We start from the raw sequence: 20,120 nt of genomic DNA on the forward strand, positions 1-20,120 counted from the left end.
CCATCCGTTCACTCATTCCTTCTCCCATCCGGACTATACCGTCGGTACTGGATTCGCACCAGTTCCTGCCTGTGAAGGCTCGCGGACTTAGCGCTCCTCTGACTTGATACAGGAGCTCATCACCGCCGATTAGGAATTGACGGCACGGGGCCGTCTCACCTCACCCTGAAGGAACTATATCATTGTAAGACCCAGTATAGCTTTCCTCTTTTCCGGTGTAAAGTGAAAACTGGAACAATCATCCGACGTAGAGATTGCCGTCCGGATATTTCACATCGCCTTTTTGTTTGTTCGCGCGGGCGGCCAGCGCCAGCGCAATCGTCAGCGGCCCAAGGCGTCCGATAAACATCATGATCATGATCACGAACTGCCCCGAGTCGGACAGCACCGGCGTCAAGTTGGTGGACAGCCCGACCGTCGCAAAGGCGGACGTCGTCTCAAAGAGCAGGCGCAGGAACTCTTTGCCGTCGGTGAGCACCAGAATCATCGTCGCCAAGATAATCGTCATCGCCGAGATCACGGCGATCGTCAGCGATTTGTAGATCGTGCGCGGCGACACGGTGCGCCGGTAGACGACGGTGTGCTCTTTGTTCGTGACCACCGTCCAGACGAACAGCAGGATCACCAGCGTCGTCACCGTCTTCACCCCGCCGCCCGTCGAACCCGGACTCGCTCCGATGAACATCAGGAGCACCGTCCAGAACTGGCCGCTTTCCGACATCGTCTCATAATTGATCGACGCATAGCCGGCCGTCCGCGCGGTTGTCGATGCGAACGCCGAGGCCAGCCACTGGTCCTCAGCAGGCAACTCTGCGAGCGTGTCGGGGTTGTTGTGCTCCAACTGGTAGTACCCGAGCGTGCCGATCACCAGCAAGGCGAACGACATGATCAGCACCAGCTTGGTATGTACCGACAGGCGATGTTTGCGCGCCACCGCTTTGCGCCCCAGATCGACCATGACCGTAAAGCCCAAGCCTCCAAGGATGATCAGCGACATGATCGAAAGGTTCACAGCCGGGTCGCCAACATAATCGGCGAGGCTCTTGAAATCCCCAAACAGATCAAATCCTGCGTTGCAAAACGCTGAAACCGCATGAAACGCCCCGTAGTAGATCGCCCGCCCGAGCGGGAAGTCCTGTGCGAAGCGGATCGTCAGGATCACTGCGAAAAACGCTTCGATCGCCAGCGTGAACAGCACGACATTGCGCGTCAGCCGGATCAGTCCATCCATCGAGGAAACGTTCAGCGACTCCTGGATCAAAAGCCGCTCTTTCAGCCCGATCCGCCGACCGGTAAACATCAGCACAAACGTCGCCACCGTCATGAAGCCCAAGCCCCCGACCTGAATCAGCGAGATGATCACCAATTCCCCAAACGTCGAAAAATAGGTGCCTGTATCGACGACGATCAGCCCGGTCACGCACACCGCCGAAGTCGCCGTGAACAGCGCGTCATGAAAGGGCAGCCCTTGCCCGTTTTCCGAGGCGATCGGCAGCGAGAGCAAGATCCCGCCGAGCAGGATCAACGACGCAAAGCCGATCACCAAAATGCGGGCCGGCGTCCAGAACTTCTGCCAGCGATTGATCTTTACTAAATTCGGTTTCTTTTTCATCCGTGACCCCTCATCCCTGTGGGACTGTACTGCTCAGTCTGCTTACCCTACATAGACATTGCCTTCCGGATAGCGCAGATTGGCCGGCTTCCCCTGATGACGGGCTGCCAGCGCCAGCGCCAGCGTCAGCGGGCCGAGACGCCCGATGTACATGGCGGTCAGCACGACGACCTTGCCCGCCGGGGACAGCTCCGGCGTCATGTTCATCGAGAGACCGACGGTCGATACGGCCGACACCGCTTCAAACAGCACGTGCATGAAATCTTGATCTTCGGTCAGCGACAAGGTCATCGTGGTCAGCACGACCAGCACCGATGACATCACGGCGATCGTCAAGGATTTGTAGATCACCCGCGGCGCGATCGTCCTGTTGAAGATCACCGTCTGCTCCTTGTTCGTCACCACCGTCCAGACGAACAGCAGGATGACCAGCGCTGTCGTCGTTCGAATCCCGCCGCCCGCAGAGCCTGGCGAAGCGCCGATAAACATCAGCATGATCGTCCAGAACTGCCCGCTCTGCGACATCTCCTCATAATTGACGGTGGCAAAGCCGGAAGAACGGGCGGTGACCGAAGCAAAACTCGCGGCGAGCAGCTTCTCGCTTTCCGGCTTGTGGGCCAGCGTCCCATGATTGTCATGTTCCAGCGCATAATAGCCGAGCGTGCCGAGCACGAGCAGCACGGCGGTCGCGATCAGCACCAGCTTGGTGTGCAGCATCAGCCGTTCGCGACGGTTGACCAGCTTGCGCCACAGGTCGGCCATCACGGCCAGTCCCAAGCCGCCGACGGTGACCAAAGTCATCACCGAGACGTTGATCAGCGGATCGCCGGCATAATCGGCGAGGCTCTTGTAATCGCCAAATAAGTCAAAACCTGCATTGCAAAAAGCGGCGATCGAATGGAAGACTCCATAATAGAGTGCCTTGCTCATCGGCATGTGCGTCGCAAAGCGCGAAGCGAGAATCACCGCAAACACAAACTCGATGATCAGCGTCATCAACACCACGTTGCGGGACAATCGGATCAGTCCCTCCAGCGTCGTGACGTTGAGCGACTGTTGCAGGAGCAGCCGTTCCTTCAACCCGATCTTTTTGCCGGTCCAGATCGTCACGAACGTCGCGACGGTCATGAAGCCCAAGCCCCCGATCTGCACCAGCGTCAAAAGTACTATTTCACCAAATAAAGAAAAATAACTACCCGTATCAACGACGACGAGCCCGGTCACACAGATCGCCGATGTCGCCATAAACAGCGCATCTACAAACGGCAGGCCCTGCCCGCTTTCCGAAGCGGCCGGCATCATCAGCAGCAGAGCGCCGACAAATGCGAACACCGCGAACCCGATGACCAGAATTCTTGCAGGCGTCAACATCTTCTGCCAGCCTTTTTGCTGCCACGCATTTTTTTTCGGCATGAGATCCCCTCAGTATTTTCGCAATAGATTTGAATATAACAGGAACGTCTGCGCTTCTGCAAGCGAACATTTGTAAATTACTAACTTTGCATAAACTTGAGTCTGTATACTACAATGGTGGGTGGGTGAAAATTATGCGAAAACTTCGGCAAATGATAACCGCTTGCTGCATCATGCTTTGCCTGCTCTCCTTCTCTAGTATTTCCCAAGTTGGGGCTGCTCATGAAGAAAAGAAGCCGACCGGCTTGACCGCCCAAGGCGCCGTGCTGTATGATCGGCAGTCCGGCCAGTTCCTGTTTGAGCAGCATCCGGACCTCCGGTTGTATCCCGCTTCGATTACGAAAGTCCTCACCGCCATCCTCGCGCTGGAAAAAGGCGACTTGAACGCCAAGGTGAAAACATCGAAGCTGGCTCGCGAACAGGAAGGCAATCGCATCTACCTCGAGTATGATGAAGAGCAGACGCTCGGCAATCTGCTCTACGGCCTGATGCTGAACTCCGGCAATGACGCTGCCGTGGCGATCGCAGAACACATCGGCGGTTCTGTGGAGCAATTTGCCGCGATGATGAACGACAAAGCAACAGAAATCGGGGCGACCAACTCTCATTTTGTGACGCCCAGCGGTTTGCACGACGATGATCATTACACCACCGCACGCGATATGGCACTCATCTCTTCTTACGCAATGAACAACGAAACGTTTCGCAAGATCGTCGCAACCGAGACCCTGCCCTGGAAAGGCCAAGTCTGGGAGAGCCTTCTGGTGAACTTAAACCAGATGCTGTTCGAGTACGAAGGCGCCACCGGCATCAAGACCGGCTTCACCGATCAGGCCCAGCAGACGATCACCGTCTCCGCCAAGCGCGGGGAGCGCGAGCTGATCGCCGTGCTGATGGGCGTGGAGAACCGCCCCAAGATCCGCGAAGAGGCAACGCGTCTGCTCGATTATGGCTTCGACCAGTTCGTGACCAAACAAGTGGCAGCCAAAGGCGACCTGCTGCAGTCGTTCGACATGAACGGCACGACCGTCCAAGCGCTGCTGGCGCGCGACATCTACCGCACCCTGCCCCGGGAAAGCTCGGCGGCATTCGAAGCGGTGCCGCAGATCAGCGTCCCTCCGGCTCCCTTTGCCAAAGGCGCGGTGGTCGGCACGGTCGACTATTTTGAAGCGGGACAGAAGATCGCGACGGCCGACCTGCTGTCCGCCAGCGATGTGGCCGCCTTGCCGCCCACAGAAGCGGCGCTGGTGACAGAAGACAAGTTCCTGCTGCTCAGCACCCTGATCGCCGTGCTGCTGTATGTCCCGAAACGAATCGGCAAACTGAAAAGATCTTCGCGTTCGCTGTAAACACCCGACCGGCGCTCTCGGTTCGGGTGTTTTTTTATTCCCTCTATCTCCCATCATTTTCCGCAATATTCGACAAAATTCTACAGTTCTCACATTGAGTTTTTACGAATAATCATATACAATTGAATCAGAATGTTCGTATTTTCATCTGTACTTATTTTTACTCCTATTCTCGATAAGGATGGTGTAACATGACGCCAAAAACCAAGAAACTCAGCTCCGTTCTGCTCAGCGCCCTGCTGTCGGCCGGCCTGATCGCCGGAATGCTTCCGGCAGGGCACACCAACGCAGCTGCGGTGACCTATCCGTTGATCACGGAAGTCTATGCCGATACCAACGTCTCCTATGAGCCGGAAGAGTACATCGCGGTCACCAACCCGACCGCAGCGGCGATCGCGATCGGCGGCTGGTATCTGCAAGTTGGCTCGAACAAGCTGGTCTTCCCGGCCGGCACGACGCTTTCGGCTGGCCAGACGATGTATGTGACGAAAACGGCGACTACCTTTAAAAGCGAAATGCTCTTCCAAGCGGACTTCGAATACGGCAGCAACTCCGACAACGCCGTTCCGCAGATGACCGTCACCGGCTCCGTGCCGAGCCTGGCCAATGCCGGCGGTGCAGTCTATCTCTACAACGCGAGCGCCGCAAACGTCGACACCATGGCTTATGGCACCGGGTCCGCGACGACCGGCTGGACGGGCGCAACCGTACCGAACGTCTCGGAAGGCACGATGTTTGTGCGGGAGAAAGACGAGATGTCCGGCCAATACCCGGACACGAACACGGCGGCCGACTGGGCACACCTGCGCGTATACCAGGCGGGACAATCGCGCTTTGGCGCTCCGACCTACTCCTACGCCGGCACGATCCAGCCTTACTCGTCGCCCGATAACAGCTTTGCGACGCTCTCCGCCCTGCTCAACTCGGCGACGACGAGCATCGACCTGAACGTTTATGAATTTCAGTCGGTGCAACTGCTCGACGTGATCAAAAACGCCTTGGCGCGCGGCGTGAAAGTCCGTGTCTTCCTCGAAGGACAGCCGGTCGGCGGCCTGCTCAACGACAGCAAATATGTCTCCCAGCAGATCGTAAACGCCGGCGGCGAAGTGCGCTACATCATCTCCGATACGGCGAACGGCATCTACAAGCGCTACCGTTTCGACCATGCCAAATATGCGATCGTCGACAGCAAAAGCATCTTCACCCAGTCGGAGAACTGGAAGTCGACCGGCGTGCCGTACAACCAAAACTACGGCAACCGCGGCTGGGGCATCATCGTCAACGACACGCAGACCGCGCAGTTCTTCACCGGCGTCTTCAACAGCGACTGGAACGTTCTGTCCAAAGACTCTTTCCCGTACACGGCCAGCCACGCGAAATACGGTGCGCCGGCGAGCGGTTTCCTGCCGGACACCAGCACCCCGCCGACGGGACGCTATGCCGGCGGCTTCAAGAACAAAGCGATCAACGGCGAGTTTCGCGTGACGCCGATCTTTGCGCCGGACAGCACTTACCTGCAGCAGAACTCGATCATCGGGCTGGCGCGCCAGGCGCAGAACACCTTGCTCGTCGAGCAGCTCTACATCCACAAACACTGGGGTACGACCAGCACCGGCAGCGTGGAGACGACGCCTGATGTCTATCTGGAAGAAGTGATCGCGGCCGGCCGCCGCGGCGTCAAAGTCCGCGTCCTGCTCGACTCGGCGTTCCTCGATGCGAGCGACCCGCGCGACAACCAGTACACCGTGCAGTACATCAACTCGATCGCCGCAGCGGAACACCTCGACATGCAGGCCAAGCTGATCAACCTTCCGGCGGTCGGCATCGAAAAGATTCACAACAAAGGGATGATCGCCGACAGCAGCAAGTCGCTGATCTCCTCGATCAACTGGTCGGACAACTCGCCGTCGAACAACCGCGAAGCTGGTGTGATCGTCGAAAACACCGAAGTGGCCGCGTACTACGAGTCCCTGTTCTGGCATGACTGGACGGGCGGCGCGCAGTCCTGGGACCCGGAGACGGCAAAAGGGACGGCGAACATCCAGATCAACGAAGTGATGTACCAAACGGGCGGCTATGACGCGACCCGCGAGTATGTCGAGCTGTACAACCCGAACAACGTCTCGTATGACCTGACCGGCTATAAGCTGTCCAACAAATCGGGCAATTTCACCTTGCCGTCCGGCACGGTAATCCCGGCTCATTCCTTCCTGATGGTCGGCAAAGACAGCGCCGGATTCTCCGCCTACAAAGGCTTTGGCCTCGACGTGACCGGCATGACACTGACCTTGACCAACACCGGCGACAACCTGCTCTTGAAAAACAGCGCAGGCACCACCGTCGACAATGTCGCCTGGTACAACTATGTGACCAACTGGTCCCTGTACACCAATGACGGCCAAGTGCTGTCCCGCAAGTCCCCGACGCTCGACACGAACTCGCCGAGCGACTGGATCGTCACCACACCGAACCCGAAGCAATAACTAGCAAAAAGAGCATCCCATGTGGGATGCTCTTTTCTGTTTACAGGAACTCGGGACAATAGCCGGGGACCCCGGTATAGAAACAGTGGTTTTTGAAGGCAAATTGATACTGGGTTTTCGGCGACCGCGGCATTTTCGCCGTGCAGGCCGCCCGGTAGCGCCTGCCAGGCGACGGGTTGTAGAACCACAAGGAGCGGCGGGCCAGCTGGTCGATGCGGCCGTTGGTCAACTCCCGGGCGCGGCGCAGGTCTTGCGCCGTCGGGCGCATCTTGTAGATCTCCCCGTTCTGCACCGGTTCGAACGGTGAGCGCTGCGGTCCAAACTTCCCGTAGACCGCGATCGGGATGGTGCGAATGTTGTGAAAGTCAGGCCTGCAGTCTGCCACAATCCGATTGACCAACACGCTCCCGACCAACTCTTGCCCGCGCCGTCCTTCCCCACGGGCTTCTGCCTGCATCAACTGCGCTAACAAGCGGAGGTGCGCGCTGTTCGCTTTCACTCTGCGCATCGGCATCTCTTCACCCTCTATCGTCTCAGATACGATCAGGATATTGACCTGCCTGCCAATCGGTCACCCTTATTTCCATGAAAATAAGATTTTCTTCCAGCTCTCGACAAAAAAGCCGCCGGAGCCGCTTATGCAGCGGCGCGACGGTTAAAGAAGGTCGAGATGACAGGCCAGATCGGCTGCACAAAGCCGATCACGCTTTGGAAAATTCCAAAGAACTGAACGATACGCGGCAGAAAAGAGAACAGTAAAGCCATGCAAACCCCTCCTTTCTTCTCTATGCTATGCCAAAGAAAGGGGACTTGCCTTCCGCGCTTGACCTGTCCTGTGGCGCTTACTTGTTCGTCAAAACGCCGGTGCCAAGCCGCGCCGGGATCCTATCTTGCGCGATCAGGTCGTCGTGGCTCTCACGCTGGACGACGAGATCGGCCTGCCCATTTTGCACGAACACCACGGCCGGGCGGGCGATGCGGTTGTAATTGCTCGCCATCGAGTAACCGTACGCGCCGGTGCAGGACACGGCGAGGATGTCATCCGCTTTGACCGGCGGCAACTGCACATCCCAGATCAGCATGTCGCCCGACTCGCAGGCCTTTCCCGCGATGGAGACGAGCTCTTCGGCCGCGTCGTTCGCGCGGTTGGCGAGCATCGCTTCATACACGGCCTGGTAGAGCGCCGGGCGCGGGTTGTCGGCCATCCCGCCGTTGACGGAGACGTACTTGCGCACGCCCGGAATGTCTTTCGTCGAACCGATCGTGTAGAGCGTGGTGCCGGCAGCGCCAACGATCGAGCGGCCCGGTTCGATGACGATCTCCGGGTACGAAAGCTCCAAGCGGTCGAACGCGGCGGTCACCGCCTTCGTGATCGCGGCGATATACGCTTCTGCCGCCAGCGGCGTGTCTTCTTCCGTGTAACGGATGCCAAAACCGCCGCCGACATTCAGCTTGTGCAGATCGTTCGCGCCGAGACTGCGGACACACTCGCCGAAGAACGCCGAGACGATGTCGACCGCTGCCGTGAACCCGTCCGTTTCAAAAATCTGTGACCCGATGTGTGAATGCAGGCCTATCAGCCGGACGCCCGGCGTGTCCAGCGCCGCTTGCACAGCGCGCTTCGCCATGTCCCCTTTCATGTCGAAGCCGAATTTCGAATCTTCCTGGCCGGTCGAGATGTATTCATGCGTATGAGCCTCCACTCCCGGCGCCAAGCGGAGCAGGATGTCGGCGATGACGCCTTTTTCGCTGGCCAACGCGCCGAGCAGTTTTAATTCGTGGAAGTTGTCGACCACAAATTCGCCGATGCCGGCGTTCAGGGCCAGTTCGATCTCATCCGGGCCCTTGTTGTTGCCGTGGAAATGGATGCGCTCCGCCGGGAAGCCGGCTTGGAGCGCCGTGTAGAGTTCACCGCTCGACACGACATCGAGAGCCAGCCCTTCTTCGTCGATGATGCGGCACATCGCCAGCGTGCAGAACGCTTTCGACGCATAGGCCACTTCGAAGCGCAGGCCCGATTGTTCAAACGCCCGCTTGTAGGCGCGAATCGTCTCGCGCATCATCGCCTCGTCGTAAACGTACAGCGGCGTGCCGTACGTCTTTACCAGTTCCGTGCTGTCCACGCCGCCAATCTCCAAATGCCCTTGCTCATTGATGCGACTCGTCCCGTGCAAATACATCTTGTGTTTAGCTCCTCTCCAACCTCTCAAACCCGTTTTTTTCCAGCCAGACAACAAAAAAACGGCCGGCGTCAAAGGGAGTGCGCCGACCGTTTTTGGATTTATCGAAATCGAACAGAATCATCCAAAACCAGCTCTGATCCCCTCAACTCATGAAGTAGCGCATCACCTGCAGAACACAATGGCTCTAAGGTGACAGTCCGACACTTGTTCAATGTCGACCCAGCAGGGAACCCGATGGCAGGCACTCTGCTTCGGCGGTCAGCCTTTCCCACATTCATCATCAGTGTGCCATCACTTCAGAAGTGGTACTCATCTTACCCGCGCCTCTACCCCACTCGTAAGAATGAGGTGTCGTCGTATTTAATTATATTCGATTATAGCAGGATTGTTCGGTGCTGACAAGGATTGTTGTCCCTAGTTCGGCTGCCTATCTTTGTCTTTCGGCCGCACGATCGCCGGGCGCTGGTTCTTGTATTGCATCGGCGTGCGGACGATGATCTCCCACAGCGCTTTCAAGTTGAGCGGCAGCAGCGGCCAGAGGTACGGACGGGTGACCGACTTGGTGCGGGCGAGCAGGATGAACCACAAGGCGACCGCCGCGACCAGCCCGTACCAGTCCAAAAACGCCACCGCGAGGATGAAAAACATCCGCGACAGCCGGTTGGCCATCGACAGCTCGTAGCTTGGCGTCGCAAACATCCCGATCGCCGCCACCGCCAGATACAGGATCGACTCCGGCGAAAACAGCCCGACTTTGACGGCGATGTCGCCGATCAGCACCGCCGCGATCAAGCCCATCGCGGTGGCCAATGGGGACGGCGTGTGGATCGCCGCCATCCGCATCATGTCGATCCCGATGTCGGCGAGCAAAAACTGCAGGATGATCGGGATCGCCCCCACTTCATCCGGTCCGAGGAAATCCAAGGGCACAGGCAGCCATTCGCGGTGGACCAGCGTGAACAAGACCCAGAGCGGGATCAGGAACAAGGAAGCCAGAATCCCCAAAAACCGCACCCAGCGCACATAGGCGCCCACCGCCGGGTTCTCGCGAAACTCTTCAGCGTGCTGCACATGGTGGAAGATCGTCGTCGGCGTGATCATGACGCTTGGCGAAGTGTCCACGTAGATCAGCACATGCCCTTCCAACAGGTGCATCGCCGCGACGTCCGGGCGTTCCGTATAGCGCACAATCGGGTACGGGTTCCAGTTGTTGCGCTTGGTCAGCCACTCCTCGACCGACTTTTCGGCCATCGGCAAGCCGTCGACATCGATCTTCTCCAAGCGGGCTTTGATCTCGTCGACCAGCGTGTCATCCGCAACGTCCTGCAGATAGGCGACACAGACGTCCGTCTTCGAGCGTTTGCCGATCTTCATCGTCTCCATGCGAAGCCTCGGGTCACGGATTCTCCGCCGTGTCAGCACGGTGTTTTGCACCAGCGTTTCCACAAATCCGTCACGCGAGCCGCGCACGACCCGCTCCAGCTCCGGCTCGGCCGGCGTGCGCGCCGGATAGCTGCGCGCATCGATCACCAGGGCCTGATCGAACCCGTCGACGAGGATCACCGTCTGGCCGGACAAGATCGCCGTGATGATCTCATTGGTTTTGTTCTGTTTCTCGACCTGCGTGTGCGCCAGATACGTCCCGGCCAGCTTTTCGATCGTGTCGCCCGCCAACTGCTCGCGCTTCAACTGTGCCAGCAACCGCAGCACGTCGTCGATGATCCCGTCTTTGATAAATCCGTTGATATAGAGCAGGCAAAGATCGTGCCCGGCAAACGACATCTGGCGCTTGATCATGTCATAGCTCTCCCCGATGCCGAGCACCTTGTCAAAAAACTTCAGGTTGCTGTCCAGCCGTTTGTCCAACTGCAAATCCTGGTCGGACGGCGGGATATCGGTTTTCTCAATGATCCGCGGCATGGTCATATCCACTCCGTTTCAGAATTTCTAGGATCGCAGCTTTGGTGATCGGCGCGCCTTTTGCAAAGTGATCGCGGCCCTGCATCTTGCCGATGTCGCCGACACCGACGATCATCGGCACGTCGCAGTCGGAGAGCACATCGACCGTATCACCGTAGATCACCATGTCACCGCTGTGCGCAGCCAGGCCGTCTTTGTCGACCGCGTCTTCGATCATCCGGCAGTTCTGGTCGATTGAGAAATCGACAGACACTCCATCGACCATCGGCGTATTGGAAGCAACGGCGATCGCCCCCAGCACTTCGATGTTCGGGTGGTTGGAGACGTATTCGAGAGCCCGCTCGCCATAGCCGTAATCGCCGTTGCCGTTGTCATCGAACATCACCAGCACCGGATCGTGTTTGGCATGTTCGATCAGCCGAACCAACTGCTGACCGCTCAGCGGGCTCGGGTTGCCGGATGAACGGGAGATGACGCGGCACCCCACTTCAGCCGCCACTTTTTCGACCGCTTTTCTTGCGACCTGATCTCCATCTGTGATCAAAATGACTTTGCGCTTCCCCATCGATCCGTCACCCCTTCGGTCAGATTGTCAGTACGGTATCAGCCCTTCGGCCGGAACAGCAGCGCCGCCAAGAAGGAAAACACGATCGCGGCGGAAATGCCGGCCGAGGTCACTTCGAAGATCCCGGTGATGATGCCAACCATGCCGCTGCGGTGCGCTTCGGCCATCGCCCCGTGCACCAGCGCGTTGCCAAATGACGTGATCGGAATCGTTGCGCCGGCCCCTGCGAATTTGATCAATGGCTCATACAAGCCGAGCCCGTCGAGGATCGCCCCGAACACCACCAAGGACGTCATCACATGTGCCGGTGTCATGTTGGTCAAATCCATCATCAACTGGCCGATCACACAGATCAGACCGCCTACGACAAACGCCCATAAAAACGTGATATCGATGTCCATCTAGACCCACTCGCCCCTTTCGATGACCACCGCGTGCGCCACGCAAGGGATCGACTCCCCTTGCTGGGTGGACAGCGGGGAGAGCAGCGCTCCGGTCGCACAGACCAGGATGCGGTTCAGTTCCCCGCGCTCCATCCGCTTGAGCAGGTGGCCGTACGTGACGACTGCGCAGCAGGCGCAGCCGGAACCTCCGGAGAACACTTCGGACTGATCCGGGTCGAAGATCAGGATGCCGCAGTCTTTGAACCGGTCGCCGAGAAATAAGCCCTCTTCTCTCTCGAACAGCTCTTCGGCAATCTTGTGCCCGACCCGTGCCAAGTCCCCGGTGATGATCAGGTCGTACTCGTCCGGCGTGCGCCCAGTATCTTTAAAATGCCGCGCGATCGTATCGACAGCGGCGGGCGCCATCGCCGGCCCCATCTCAAACGGTGACTTCACGCCAAGATCCACCACCTTGCCAATCGTCGCATGCGTGATGCGCGGTCCGTTGCCGCTCTTCCCGACGATCGCCGCTCCCGACCCGGTCACCGTGCATTGCGCGGTCGGCGGCTTCTGCCCGCCGTATTCGGTCGGGTAGCGGAACTGGCGCTCGGCCGTCGAGTTGTGCGACGAAGTGGCCGCCAGCGCATGTGTGGCAAATCCGGCATCCACCGTCATCGCCGCCAGCGCCAGCGATTCCATCGATGTTGAGCAGGCGCCGAACAGCCCGAGAAACGGCGTGCCCAGCGTGCGCGCGCCAAAGTTAGCGGTGACGATCTGATTGAGCAGGTCACCGCCGTACAGCACGTCGATCTGCTGCGCCTGCAGGTTCGCTTTTTGCAGCGCGGTCAGGCAAGCTTCTTCAAACAGGCGGCGCTCCGCTTTTTCCCAGGAGTCCTGCCCGATGTAATTGTCAGGATGCACCGTATCAAACTCTTGGCCGAGCGGCCCTGCTCCTTCTTTCGGGCCGACGACCGCACCGCTGGCCACCAGCACCGGCTGCGACTTGAACTCCCATGTCTGCTTCCCGATCAGCCCCATCGTCTAAACACCTCCAAGACATGTCCTACATCACCATCGTGAAAATTTGTTTGATCAGCGCGATGACAAAAGCTGCCACCGTCCCGAACACGATGACCGGCCCGGCGACTTTAAACATCTGACCGCCGACGCCGAGCACCAGCCCTTCGCTCTTGTGCTCGATCGCCGCCGCTGCCATCGCATTGGCGAAACCGGTGACCGGCACGGCCGAACCGGCACCGGCCCACTGCCCAATGCGGTCGTACACGCCAAGCCCGGTCAGCAACACGGCGATAAACACCATCACCGCCACGGTCGGATTGCCCGCCGTCTTTTGATCAAAATCAAAATAGGCTATAAAAAACTTCTGCACAAACTGACCGAGCAGACAGATCGTTCCGCCGACGAGAAACGCCCGGATGGTATTGGCGAACACAGGCCGTTTCGGCACATGCTTTTGGGTCAGCTGTTTATAATCTGACTTCGCCTTGGGTCCCTGCTTCATGGCGCATGCCTCCCTTGTCATTAGCACACCTTTCGTAATCCTATCTTTCCAAGGCACAGGCTGGGCTATGAAAGAAAAAAGCAGGCACCTTTTGGAAAAGGTGCCTGCTTGTTCACACTCGTTTGGCGTTCGTGATCCGGTCGTATTTGACGGCTGTTTGTTCCCACCAGACATATCCTCCCGCGCTGACGGCGAGAAGAGCCAGCAGGACGGCCACCCAGACCACGCGGCGCTTTGTCGTTGTACCTCTCTCCTCCATCCACCATCACCTCGCTGTACGATACTTGAAGTAGTATGGAGCAGAATGGCAGAACTTAACCGAGCTGGTCACGAATTATCTGTAAAATCTTTTTCTCCAGGCGCGAGACCTGCACCTGCGAGATGCCGAGCACTTCGGCGACTTCCGCCTGCGTTTTGTCCCGGAAGAACCTCATGAAGACGATCAAACGCTCCCGTTCGGGCAACCGGGCCAGCGCATCGTGCAGCGCCAGTTTGTCGAACCATTTGTTTTGCGTCTCGTCGGAGATCTGATCCATCAAGTAGATCGGATCGCCATCATTTTCGAAGACGGTCTCATGGATCGACGCCGGCTGACGCATCGACTCCAGCGCAAACACCACTTCGGTCGGCTCCATGCCCATCGCCTGCGCGACTTCGTTGATGTGCGGCTGCCGGCCCAGCTTTTTGGCCAGCTCGTCGCGGGTGCGGCGCACCTGCCTTGCAGTCTCCTTCAGCGAGCGGGAGACTTTCACCGTCGAGTCGTCGCGCAGGAAGCGCTGGATCTCGCCGATGATCATCGGCACCGCATAAGTGGAAAAGCGCACATCGTAGGAGAGATCGAACTTGTCGATCGCTTTCATCAGCCCGATGCAGCCGATCTGGAAGAGATCGTCCGCTTCGTAGCCGCGGTTGAGAAAGCGCTGGACAACCGACCAGACCAGCCGCTGGTTGGAGACGATCAGCGACTCGCGGGCACTGTCATCGCCGGCTTGGGAGGACGCGATCAGTCCTTTGACCTGCTCGTCCGTATATTTCTGATGCGGGGCAGTTTTCTCAATTGCCATCCTGCATCCCCCTAGTGGTTCGCGACAGAGTGGCTTTTTAGACGTTTGACCAGCCGTACCCGGGTGCCCACTCCGGGTCTGCTCGTCACTTCGATCGCATCCATGAAGTTCTCCATAATCGTAAAGCCCATGCCGGAGCGCTCCAGTTCCGGCTTGGAGGTGAACAGCGGCTGGCGCGCTTCTTCCACGTCTTCGATACCGCGGCCGTTGTCTTCGATCACCAGCTCGATCGTGCCATCGACGATGGCGCAGGTGATCAGCACCGTCCCGTCCTGTTCTTCGTAGCCGTGGATGATCGCGTTGGTCACCGCTTCCGAGACGACCGTCTTGATCTCCGTCAATTCCTCAAGCGTCGGGTCGAGCTGCGAGATAAACGCGGCGACCGAAACGCGGGCAAACGATTCATTTTGCGAGCGCGAGGCGAATTTCAGCTCCATGAAATTGTCCATTACGCCACCCCCGTCTCAGCAAGCGCCTGCGATTCGCTCGAATAGATCCGCAAGATCTTCAGCATTCCGGAGAGCTCGAACAGCTTTTTCAGCTGGTCGTTCACCGAGCAGAGCGCCATGCGCCCGCCCGCCTGCGTCACGCGCTTATAACGGCCGAGAATGACCCCGAGGCCGGAAGAGTCCATAAAGCTCAAGTCTTCTAAATTCAACACGAGGTGCTCGGTCAGGCCGCGGTCCAATTCCGCTTCCACCCGGCTGCGCACCATTTCCGCTGTATGATGGTCAAGTTCACCCGAGAGCCTCACAATCAGCGTATCGCCGCGAACGTCTGTGGAGATTTGCAACATTGTCGTCCTGCCTCCTTGAGGAAAAAATTGCTGTCTTGTCCCCCTATTTCTACTGTGAAGAAAAGGATTCCTGCCCCTCGACAAAACGTCTGTTCAATCCCGAAAAGCCGCCAAAATTCGCATGTGCAGCGTACATTTACAGCCGTCTTGCCGCCTGCTGCACCGGGTCCCAGACCCCATTGTGCGGCGGCGCGTAGGCCAGATCGAGGTCGAGCAGCTGCTCGGCTGTCATCCCGTTCCACAGCGCCGTGGCGATCACGTCGATGCGCTTGTCCGCCCCTTGGCGCCCCACAGCCTGTCCGCCAAGCAGCCTGCCGTCCTCCGCGCGCACGACCAATCTGATGTGAAGCGGCATCGCATCCGGATAATAGCCGGCATGCTGCAACGTCTTCAGCGTTACCGTCTTGTGCGGAATCTGTTCGGCGACCGCTTCCGCTTCTGACAGCCCGGTGCGGGAGGCGGTCAGGTCGAACACCTTCAAGATCGACGTGCCGAGCACACCGCGGTATTCCTCTGTGCCGCCCGCCATCTGCTTGCCCGCGATGCGGCCCATCTTGTTGGCATGCGTGCCGAGCGGAATGTAGTCATCGCGGTTTTTCACACGGTGAAACTGGGTCGCAACGTCACCGGCCGCCCATATATTGGCATGGCTTGTCTCCAGCTTCGGGTTCACCTGGATCGCATCGCGCACCGACAGGGTCAGCCCGGCCTCTTTGGCGAGCTCCGAGTTGGGAACGATGCCGACGGCGACCAGCACGAGGTCGGCCGGATAGGAACCGCTTTGGGTCTGCACCTCGGTCACGCGCCCGCCGGTACCGGACAAGCCGGTGATCTCTTCCCCCAGATTCACTGCGACACCGTGCCGCTCCAGCTCGGCGCGGAGCAGCTCGGCCAGCTCGGTGTCCCACGGTCCGGCAACCTGGTCGCCGCGGTTTATGACGCGCACCGATTTGCCTAAAGCATGAAAAGCTTCTGCCATTTCCAATCCGATGTAGCCGCCGCCGATCACCACCGCCTGTTTGACATGGCTTTGCTTGGCGTACGCGATGATGCGCTCGGCGTCGGCCAGCGTCTTCAGCGAGAAGACGCCGTCGAGAGCAGCGCCTTCCCAGTCGGGCAGGACGGCGCGGCCGCCGGTGGCGATGAGCAGTTTGTCATAGGGGTGCTCCGCCTCCATTCCTGTCTCGAGGTCACGGACGGTCACTCTCTGCCGCTTGGGATCGATCGCCACCGCCTCGTGGAGGATTGTCGCGTTCATGTTGTATGTTTCCTGAAACGCCTCGCGCGTGCGGGCGATCAGCTGTTGCGCCGAAGAGATAGAACCGCCGATGTAGTACGGCAGCCCGCATTGGGCGTACGAGTAGGTTGTGCCTTTTTCGAAAATTGTGATGCCAGCTTTCGGTTGGGCCCGCCTGATCTGCATGGCGGCACTCATCCCGGCGGCATCTCCGCCGATTACGACAAAACGGTCCATCGTTGTCACGCTCCCTGTCATGGCATTACGAATTACCATTGTAGCCACAGGCAGCCTGTTTTAAACGATGGACCGTTGCTTTTTTGAACAAATCTAATTCAGCACTTTTTTAAACAGTTTGTCAATCTCTTCATTAAAGAGCGGGCCTTGCACCATCTGCACGATCTTGCCGTCCTTGTCGATCAAAAAGGAGGTGGGAATGACCAGCACATGGTATTGGTCGGACACTTTGCCTTCTTCATCGAGCACATTCGGGAACTCGACGCCGAATTTTTTTAAAAACGCTGCCGAGACGGACGGTGAGTCCTGATCGGCGAGGTTCACGCCGAAGAACTGCACTTTGCCCTGATAATGCTTCGCCGAATCGGCGAGATCTTCCATCTCCAACCGGCACGGGGTACACCATGACGCCCAGAAGTTCAAAAGCACCGGCTGGCCGCGAAATTCGCTCAGCTTGTGTTTGTTCCCCTGATGATCGACCAGCTCAAAATCGGGCGCGTACTGCCCGGCTTTGATCCCGACCGCTCCTTGCGCCTCTTGTGCATTGGCCGCCAGCGGGACATTGACGAGCACAAGCAGCAAGAGTGCCCCGCACAGCAAGAAGGCGCGCTTCCATCCTTTCGTCACTTGCATCCGCTCCTTTCCAGTCTTCTCTGGAACAGGATGCCCAAACAAAAGGAAGAAAACGCACCCTTGCTACATCCAGTCCTGCGCGATCGCCTGATGCAGCAAAAGTTGCACGGGCTGCGAGATCACTTCGTAACTGCCGACGACAAACCCGTGCGCCCGGACCTCGTCTGCGCGCCCTTGCAGCTCCAGCAAAAATTCGCCGACCGCCTGCGGAAGCCGGTCCTGACGGGTCAAGAGCAGCGGGATCTCCCGCCCCCGGTTGGACAAAGCGGCCGCCACCGCTCCAATCGCCCATTGTTCTGCCGGCACCAAGGCCAATGCCCTGCCGCCCGGCTCCTTTTTGCCAAATCCAAACTTGACCTTGCCTTTGCGCAGCTTTGCCAGCTCCACCGCCGTCTCGTACCCGTCGCGGCCGCCGACCCACGCTTCGATCTTCGAGCCCAGCTTGCGCACCTCGCTGCCAAGCGTTGGCGGAAGGTAGGATTCGGGGGCGGCGACGATCAGCTTCTGGCGGGGATGGCTGCGCAAAAAGCGGGCGGCCATGTCGGACAGCCCGCGCTCCGACGCAAAGAGCACCGGAGCACCGGTCGCCGCGGCATAGCTTCCGGCCGCCACGCCGCCGCCCAGCGGATCGGCGGAGACGAGCACAGCATGACCGCCGCCGGTCAGCGGTTCGAACGCGGCGATCTTGCCGACCGTGTCCCACAGATCGTGCCCGACCAGATGCGTAAACGTAAAGCTGAGCTCCGCGAGCTGGTGCAGGATGTTGGCATGCATCGCGCCGAGCACGATCACCTGTCCGTGCAGCCCTTTGCCCTGCGGTGACAGACGGATCAGCTCGCGGGAGACGCTCTCCTCCAGCTCTTCGCCTTCCGTATAGAGCAGCACCGCATCGAACGGGCGGTGCAACAGGCGCGCTGCAGCGAGCGCCAGCGGATAAGCATCGGGACGCGACAGCAGCACAGCATTCGGACGCCGCGCCGGAAACACGGTCTGGGCGATCCCGATCGCCGCGCTGACCGGGTCCTTGCAGACGATTCGCGTGGTGGCCGTTGTTGATACCTGGTGGGAAATAGGATGCCAACGTTCGTTCACCAGAAGCCCCCCTTTCCGGGCAATCGGTTCGTCGTTACACATTCTATTCACAATTTATGCAGTGAATCGGGTACTCTTGACTGGACAGTTAAGGTTGCAGATGGTATATTGTTCAGGAGTTATGTATAAGCTGTATAATATTTAAAGTCGTGATTTTCTTTCACGAATTGACTTCAGTGGTATTCCTTTCTATTGGACGCTGTAGTACAATAAAGAAGAAAATAAAGATTAATTTAGCTTTAGGGTGGGAGGGAACCCAAATGCCTACGTCTTTAGGACAAAAAATCAAAGAACTTCGAATCATGAAGGGTCTCACTCAAAGTGATCTTGGCTCCGGCATGGTCACCCCGAGTATGATTTCACAGATCGAAGCGGACAAAGCCAATCCATCTCATAAATTGCTCTGCGCCATCGCAGAAAAGCTCGAGACCTCGGTCGACTACTTCTTGTCTGACATGCAGACCAAGCTCGAACAAACAAGCACCTACAAGCTGGCGAAAGCATATATGGAATCTGGAGAATACGACAAATCGATCTCTCTGCTTGAAGAGCTCCTCGACAACCCGGCTCCGCACCTGCAGCTGACGAACATCTCGTTCGACCTGGCGAACTGCTACCTGCATGTGGAACAGTTTGAGCGCGCAACTGAACTCTTCGAAGACGTTTTGGACAGCGCGATCCGCTCCGGTGAACACAACATCGCAGTTCTGGCACTGAACAAGCTTGGCGTGATCCAGCTGCGCAAAGAGAACCTGCTGCTGGCACAGTTCCACTGGAAGAAAGCGTACCAAGTACTCTCCCGCACCGAGGGCATCGACGTGTCGACGAAAGCGTTCGTCATCACCAACCTCGGGATGGTTAACTTGAAACTCGGTGAATATAATGACGCACTTAAATATTACACCGAATCCTACCACCTGCTGCAAGGTACTAATTACCTAAAATTAATCGGTGAAACTTACAACGGTTTGGGCCACGCCAACAAAGAATTGAAGAACTACAAAAAGGCTGTTGAACATACACAGGACGCGATTGCAATATTCAAGTCCTTGAATTTGATTAAAGCGTCCTATGACTGCAAAGTCAACCTCGCGATGATCAAAGGCGATGAAGGCAAAGTTGAAGATGCGCTGGCGCTGCTGGAAGAATGCATGGACGGCTTCTCCAAGCACGGCAACGACTTCGACAACGCCAACGTGCACAGTGAGATCGCCCGCCTGCTCCTGAAGGAAAACCGTTACAAAGACGCAGAAGCACACTGCAAACAAGCGCTGGAACTGCTCCAGCCGGGCATCCGCGAGACCGCATTCGTGTTCCGCACGCTGGCGGAAGTGGAACTGGGTCTGGAAGAGTTTGCATCTGCGATCGAGTTCGCTGAAAAAGCGATCGAGCTGTTCCAGCAGTTCGATATGATCGGCCAGATCACCAAGACCTACGCCCTGCTTGGCGAGATCTACAAGTCGAACGGTGACTTCCTGGCTGCGACCGAGTCCCTGCAAAAAATGCAGAGCATCGTCGAGTCGAACCTGCGCGAACGCGTGCTGATCATGTAACAAGAGCACGAAAAATGTTGAACCCCTGTTTCTTTATGAGAGACAGGGGTTCTTTTATGACTTCTTTTAAATAGTCTG

At 57.9% G+C, this 20,120-nt stretch carries 20 protein-coding genes and 2 riboswitches; of the genes, 3 read left to right on the forward strand and 17 right to left on the reverse strand.

The window, feature by feature from the left end; all coding sequences use genetic code 11:
- Window positions 1-12 precede the first annotated feature (12 nt).
- Window positions 13-177, reverse strand: a riboswitch (FMN riboswitch).
- 61 nt (window positions 178-238) lie between these two features.
- On the reverse strand, window positions 239-1,612 hold the full coding sequence (locus tag EV586_RS03615) for a TrkH family potassium uptake protein (protein WP_132943689.1): 1,374 nt from the start codon (window positions 1,610-1,612) through the stop codon (window positions 239-241).
- A gap of 42 nt (window positions 1,613-1,654) precedes the next feature.
- Window positions 1,655-3,025 carry a TrkH family potassium uptake protein gene (locus tag EV586_RS03620; RefSeq protein ID WP_132943690.1) on the reverse strand — a complete coding sequence of 457 codons (1,371 nt, stop codon included), beginning with the start codon at window positions 3,023-3,025 and terminating at the stop codon, window positions 1,655-1,657.
- Window positions 3,026-3,159: 134 nt separating this feature from the next.
- Between EV586_RS03620 and EV586_RS03625 the strand changes: the two genes are divergently transcribed.
- Together EV586_RS03625 and EV586_RS03630 are read left to right on the forward strand one after the other, a co-directional pair.
- Window positions 3,160-4,374, forward strand: coding sequence for a D-alanyl-D-alanine carboxypeptidase family protein (locus EV586_RS03625; protein ID WP_132943691.1), 1,215 nt, complete (start codon window positions 3,160-3,162; stop codon window positions 4,372-4,374).
- A 191-nt stretch (window positions 4,375-4,565) separates the two neighbouring features.
- Window positions 4,566-6,857: a phospholipase D-like domain-containing protein gene (locus EV586_RS03630; RefSeq protein WP_132943692.1), complete on the forward strand. Its 2,292-nt coding sequence runs from the start codon at window positions 4,566-4,568 to the stop codon at window positions 6,855-6,857.
- Window positions 6,858-6,897: 40 nt separating this feature from the next.
- Here EV586_RS03630 and EV586_RS03635 read toward each other — a convergent pair whose 3' ends face one another.
- From EV586_RS03635 to EV586_RS03695, 15 genes are all read right to left on the reverse strand, one after another.
- Window positions 6,898-7,371 (reverse strand): cell wall hydrolase, encoded by a 474-nt coding sequence (locus tag EV586_RS03635; protein ID WP_243652911.1) that lies wholly within the window; start codon window positions 7,369-7,371, stop codon window positions 6,898-6,900.
- 122 nt (window positions 7,372-7,493) lie between these two features.
- Window positions 7,494-7,622 (reverse strand): hypothetical protein, encoded by a 129-nt coding sequence (locus EV586_RS21555; RefSeq protein WP_279388259.1) that lies wholly within the window; start codon window positions 7,620-7,622, stop codon window positions 7,494-7,496.
- A 77-nt stretch (window positions 7,623-7,699) separates the two neighbouring features.
- Entirely contained in the window at window positions 7,700-9,037 is a 1,338-nt protein-coding gene (lysA, locus tag EV586_RS03640; RefSeq protein ID WP_132943693.1) for a diaminopimelate decarboxylase, read from the reverse strand.
- Between the two features lie 150 nt (window positions 9,038-9,187).
- Window positions 9,188-9,377: riboswitch (Lysine riboswitch) on the reverse strand.
- A 77-nt stretch (window positions 9,378-9,454) separates the two neighbouring features.
- Window positions 9,455-10,960 (reverse strand): spore germination protein, encoded by a 1,506-nt coding sequence (locus EV586_RS03645; RefSeq protein WP_132943694.1) that lies wholly within the window; start codon window positions 10,958-10,960, stop codon window positions 9,455-9,457.
- Window positions 10,944-11,525, reverse strand: a complete 582-nt coding sequence (gene spoVAEA, locus EV586_RS03650) for a stage V sporulation protein SpoVABEA (protein ID WP_132943695.1) — start codon at window positions 11,523-11,525, stop codon at window positions 10,944-10,946. The genes EV586_RS03645 and spoVAEA overlap by 17 nt, the downstream gene beginning before the upstream one ends.
- Before the next feature lie 38 nt (window positions 11,526-11,563).
- A complete protein-coding gene (gene spoVAE / locus EV586_RS03655; protein ID WP_132943696.1) occupies window positions 11,564-11,926 on the reverse strand; it encodes a stage V sporulation protein AE in 363 nt (120 codons plus the stop codon).
- Window positions 11,927-12,946 carry a stage V sporulation protein AD gene (gene spoVAD / locus EV586_RS03660; protein WP_132943697.1) on the reverse strand — a complete coding sequence of 340 codons (1,020 nt, stop codon included), beginning with the start codon at window positions 12,944-12,946 and terminating at the stop codon, window positions 11,927-11,929.
- Window positions 12,947-12,971: 25 nt separating this feature from the next.
- Window positions 12,972-13,430 (reverse strand): stage V sporulation protein AC, encoded by a 459-nt coding sequence (gene spoVAC, locus EV586_RS03665; protein ID WP_243652912.1) that lies wholly within the window; start codon window positions 13,428-13,430, stop codon window positions 12,972-12,974.
- Between the two features lie 112 nt (window positions 13,431-13,542).
- Window positions 13,543-13,689 carry a hypothetical protein gene (locus EV586_RS20975; RefSeq protein ID WP_165898209.1) on the reverse strand — a complete coding sequence of 49 codons (147 nt, stop codon included), beginning with the start codon at window positions 13,687-13,689 and terminating at the stop codon, window positions 13,543-13,545.
- 55 nt (window positions 13,690-13,744) lie between these two features.
- Complete coding sequence (sigF, locus tag EV586_RS03670) at window positions 13,745-14,494, reverse strand: RNA polymerase sporulation sigma factor SigF (protein ID WP_132943699.1); 750 nt, start codon at window positions 14,492-14,494, stop codon at window positions 13,745-13,747.
- Between the two features lie 11 nt (window positions 14,495-14,505).
- The gene (gene spoIIAB, locus EV586_RS03675; RefSeq protein ID WP_132943700.1) at window positions 14,506-14,943 is read right to left on the reverse strand and encodes an anti-sigma F factor; all 438 of its coding nucleotides are present in this window, start codon (window positions 14,941-14,943) and stop codon (window positions 14,506-14,508) included.
- A complete protein-coding gene (gene spoIIAA / locus EV586_RS03680; RefSeq protein WP_132943701.1) occupies window positions 14,943-15,290 on the reverse strand; it encodes an anti-sigma F factor antagonist in 348 nt (115 codons plus the stop codon). Before spoIIAA ends, spoIIAB begins: the two co-directional genes overlap by 1 nt.
- A gap of 136 nt (window positions 15,291-15,426) precedes the next feature.
- On the reverse strand, window positions 15,427-16,764 hold the full coding sequence (locus EV586_RS03685; protein ID WP_132943702.1) for an FAD-dependent oxidoreductase: 1,338 nt from the start codon (window positions 16,762-16,764) through the stop codon (window positions 15,427-15,429).
- A 93-nt stretch (window positions 16,765-16,857) separates the two neighbouring features.
- Complete coding sequence (locus EV586_RS03690) at window positions 16,858-17,391, reverse strand: TlpA family protein disulfide reductase (RefSeq protein WP_165898210.1); 534 nt, start codon at window positions 17,389-17,391, stop codon at window positions 16,858-16,860.
- Between the two features lie 69 nt (window positions 17,392-17,460).
- Window positions 17,461-18,489 (reverse strand): hypothetical protein, encoded by a 1,029-nt coding sequence (locus tag EV586_RS03695; RefSeq protein WP_132943704.1) that lies wholly within the window; start codon window positions 18,487-18,489, stop codon window positions 17,461-17,463.
- A 260-nt stretch (window positions 18,490-18,749) separates the two neighbouring features.
- Here EV586_RS03695 and EV586_RS03700 point away from each other — a divergent pair, with 260 nt between their 5' ends.
- A complete protein-coding gene (locus EV586_RS03700; protein WP_132943705.1) occupies window positions 18,750-20,042 on the forward strand; it encodes a helix-turn-helix domain-containing protein in 1,293 nt (430 codons plus the stop codon).
- Window positions 20,043-20,120 lie beyond the last annotated feature (78 nt).

It is taken from the genome of Tumebacillus sp. BK434, assembly GCF_004340785.1.
Lineage (GTDB): Bacteria > Bacillota > Bacilli > Tumebacillales > Tumebacillaceae > Tumebacillus_A.

Coding starts and splice junctions, on each gene's coding strand:
- spoIIAA (WP_132943701.1), bottom strand. CDS start 15,290: ATGTTGCAAATCTCCACAGACGTTCGCGGCGATACGCTGATTGTGAGG.
- spoVAE (WP_132943696.1), bottom strand. CDS start 11,926: ATGGACATCGATATCACGTTTTTATGGGCGTTTGTCGTAGGCGGTCTG.
- EV586_RS03645 (WP_132943694.1), bottom strand. CDS start 10,960: ATGCCGCGGATCATTGAGAAAACCGATATCCCGCCGTCCGACCAGGAT.
- EV586_RS03620 (WP_132943690.1), bottom strand. CDS start 3,025: ATGCCGAAAAAAAATGCGTGGCAGCAAAAAGGCTGGCAGAAGATGTTG.
- EV586_RS03625 (WP_132943691.1), top strand. CDS start 3,160: ATGCGAAAACTTCGGCAAATGATAACCGCTTGCTGCATCATGCTTTGC.
- sigF (WP_132943699.1), bottom strand. CDS start 14,494: ATGGCAATTGAGAAAACTGCCCCGCATCAGAAATATACGGACGAGCAG.
- EV586_RS03700 (WP_132943705.1), top strand. CDS start 18,750: ATGCCTACGTCTTTAGGACAAAAAATCAAAGAACTTCGAATCATGAAG.
- EV586_RS03615 (WP_132943689.1), bottom strand. CDS start 1,612: ATGAAAAAGAAACCGAATTTAGTAAAGATCAATCGCTGGCAGAAGTTC.
- spoVAEA (WP_132943695.1), bottom strand. CDS start 11,525: ATGGGGAAGCGCAAAGTCATTTTGATCACAGATGGAGATCAGGTCGCA.
- EV586_RS03635 (WP_243652911.1), bottom strand. CDS start 7,371: ATGCCGATGCGCAGAGTGAAAGCGAACAGCGCGCACCTCCGCTTGTTA.
- EV586_RS20975 (WP_165898209.1), bottom strand. CDS start 13,689: ATGGAGGAGAGAGGTACAACGACAAAGCGCCGCGTGGTCTGGGTGGCC.
- EV586_RS03685 (WP_132943702.1), bottom strand. CDS start 16,764: ATGGACCGTTTTGTCGTAATCGGCGGAGATGCCGCCGGGATGAGTGCC.
- EV586_RS03630 (WP_132943692.1), top strand. CDS start 4,566: ATGACGCCAAAAACCAAGAAACTCAGCTCCGTTCTGCTCAGCGCCCTG.
- spoIIAB (WP_132943700.1), bottom strand. CDS start 14,943: ATGGACAATTTCATGGAGCTGAAATTCGCCTCGCGCTCGCAAAATGAA.
- EV586_RS21555 (WP_279388259.1), bottom strand. CDS start 7,622: ATGGCTTTACTGTTCTCTTTTCTGCCGCGTATCGTTCAGTTCTTTGGA.
- spoVAD (WP_132943697.1), bottom strand. CDS start 12,946: ATGGGGCTGATCGGGAAGCAGACATGGGAGTTCAAGTCGCAGCCGGTG.
- lysA (WP_132943693.1), bottom strand. CDS start 9,037: ATGTATTTGCACGGGACGAGTCGCATCAATGAGCAAGGGCATTTGGAG.
- spoVAC (WP_243652912.1), bottom strand. CDS start 13,430: ATGAAGCAGGGACCCAAGGCGAAGTCAGATTATAAACAGCTGACCCAA.